The organism is Thermus thermamylovorans (genome assembly GCF_004307015.1).
Lineage (GTDB): Bacteria > Deinococcota > Deinococci > Deinococcales > Thermaceae > Thermus > Thermus thermamylovorans.
The window spans coordinates 1-2150 of record NZ_SIJL01000036.1; the positions used below are offsets into that span (position 1 = coordinate 1).

A 2150-nucleotide genomic window follows, 5' to 3' on the forward strand; every position below is an offset into this window, starting at 1 on the left:
TCAAATGTGGTGGCCAATTACATACCCTGGACAAGCCCTTGGGCTTACCCTATAATCACTAAGGCTGTTGGGCCGTTAGCTCAGCTGGCAGAGCAACCGACTTTTAATCGGTAGGTCGCAGGTTCGAATCCTGCACGGCCCACCAAAGCGGGGCCCCATCGTCTAGCGGTTAGGACGCGGCCCTCTCAAGGCCGAAACGGGGGTTCGATTCCCCCTGGGGTCACCACGGGCGGCTAGCTCAGCCGGTCAGAGCGCTCGCCTTACAAGCGAGAGGCCAGAGGTTCGAATCCTCTGCCGCCCACCACGATGGAAACGCAAAACTCCCCGGCTCGGAAGTGAGGCGGGGAGACCCTTTTATGGCACTTGGCCTCAGGCCTGAGGTCTAAGCGGCCATGCACGGAGGTTGCCCCATCGACAAGGCTTGATGCGGCTCGCCCGTGGTCTTTTTGGGGTCTTCGTTTTGGCGCAACCCACATTCCGCACCCCTCCCACCTTCCCGTAGGATTTTGGGGTGGCAGAGACTCCCGACCTGCAGGTGTACGACCTCGGNTTGGTGGCCGGCATCCTGGACCGCATTGGACTGGTATCCCTGGTGGACAGGCGGGTAGGTCCCCGCCCGGGGGAGAAGGTGAGCACAGGGGTAGCCCTGAAGGCCGCGGTCCTCAACGCCCTGGGTTTCCTCTCCTCCCCCCTTTACCTCTTCGGCCACTTCTGGGAGGGCAAGCCCACGGAGTGGCTCTTGGGGGAGGGCATCACCCCGGACCTCCTCAACGACGACCGCATGGGGCGGATGCTGGACAGCCTGTATGCGGTGGGGGTGACGGAGCTCTTCCTGGAGGTGGCCAAGGAGGCCCACCGGGCCTTTGCCTTCCCGGTGCGGGCCTTGCACGTGGACACCACCAGCTTCCACGTGCACGGGCGGTATGAGGGGACGGGGGAGGAGGAGGCTATCCACCTGGTGCGGGGGTACAGCCGGGACCACCGGCCGGACCTCAGGCAGTGGGTGATGGGCCTGGTGTGCAGGGACACGGGGGGCATCCCCCTGCTCTTTGCTCCTGAGGACGGGAACGCTGCGGACCGCAAGACCCTGGTGGACCTGGTGTCCCGGTACCGGGAGGCCTTGGACCTGGGGGAGGTGGTGGTGCTGGACGGGGCGGGCTACACCCGGGAGAACCTGAAGGCCCTGGGGTCTTTCCCTTGGATCCTGCGGGTGCCGGCCACATTGCGGGAGGCCAAGGCCTTGCTTGGGGAGGAGTTTCCGGAGGGGGCGTGGGTTTTCCTGGCCCCGGGGTACCGGGGGCTGGAGGTGGAGAGGACCTACGGGGGCGTACGGCAGCGGTGGGTGTTGGTGGAGAGCGCGGCGCGGGGGGAAGAGGAGAGGGGCAGGCTGGAGGAGCGGATAGGGCGGGCGCAAAGGGAGGCGGAAGGGGTCCTGCGGAGGCTTTTGGCGCGGCGGTTTGCCTGCGAGAGGGATGCCCGGCGGGCTTTGGAGGAGGCGAGCCGGGGGCTGGCCTACCACCGCCTGGTGTACCTGGGGGTGCGGGAGGAGCGGCGGAGGGGAAAGGTGGGGCGCCCCCGGAAGGGGGAAAGCCCTTTGGGGGTGGGGTACCGCCTTTTGGCGCGGGTGGAGCGGGACGAGGGGAAGGTGGCGAAGGCGAAGCGGGGGCTGGGGAGGTTTCTCCTGGCCACCAACGTGCTGGAGCGGGAGAGGCTCTCTTTGGGGGAGGTGCTTGAGCGGTACAAGGGGCAGACGCGCACGGTGGAGCGGGGGTTCCGCTTTCTAAAAGACCCCATGTTCTTCACGGGGAGCACCTTTTTGAAGCGGCCGGAGCGGGTGATGGCTTTGGGGATGGTGATGGCCCTGGCGCTGTTGGTGTACGCCTTGGGGGAGTGGGAGCTGCGGCGGAGGCTTGAGGAGGAGGGGGAGGGGGTGCCGGACCAAAAGGGGAAGTCCACGGCGAGGCCCACCTTGCGGTGGGTGTTCCAGCTCTTCTGCAAGATACGGGCTATGCCCGTGACTTGGTTGCGTCTGGTGGTCCTGGAAGGACGGGTGGCGGTGCTAAACCTCAAGCCCCATCACGAGCGGGTGGTGCGCCTCTTGGGGGTGGAGCGATATTACCTCCTGGAGTGAGAGGGGTGCGGAATGTGGG

The 2150-nt window shown here is 66.2% G+C and carries 1 protein-coding gene and 3 tRNA genes; all 4 read left to right on the forward strand.

What is annotated here, in order from left to right:
* Window positions 1–69 precede the first annotated feature (69 nt).
* The 4 genes from ETP66_RS11715 to ETP66_RS11730 all read left to right on the forward strand — a co-directional run bounded on the left by ETP66_RS11715 (window position 70) and on the right by ETP66_RS11730 (window position 2131).
* Window positions 70–145, forward strand: a tRNA-Lys gene (locus tag ETP66_RS11715).
* 6 nt (window positions 146–151) lie between these two features.
* Window positions 152–226: transfer RNA gene (locus ETP66_RS11720), tRNA-Glu, on the forward strand.
* A gap of 1 nt (window position 227) precedes the next feature.
* Window positions 228–304: transfer RNA gene (locus ETP66_RS11725), tRNA-Val, on the forward strand.
* Between the two features lie 207 nt (window positions 305–511).
* Entirely contained in the window at window positions 512–2131 is a 1620-nt protein-coding gene (locus ETP66_RS11730) for an IS1634 family transposase (RefSeq protein ID WP_130842766.1), read from the forward strand.
* Window positions 2132–2150 lie beyond the last annotated feature (19 nt).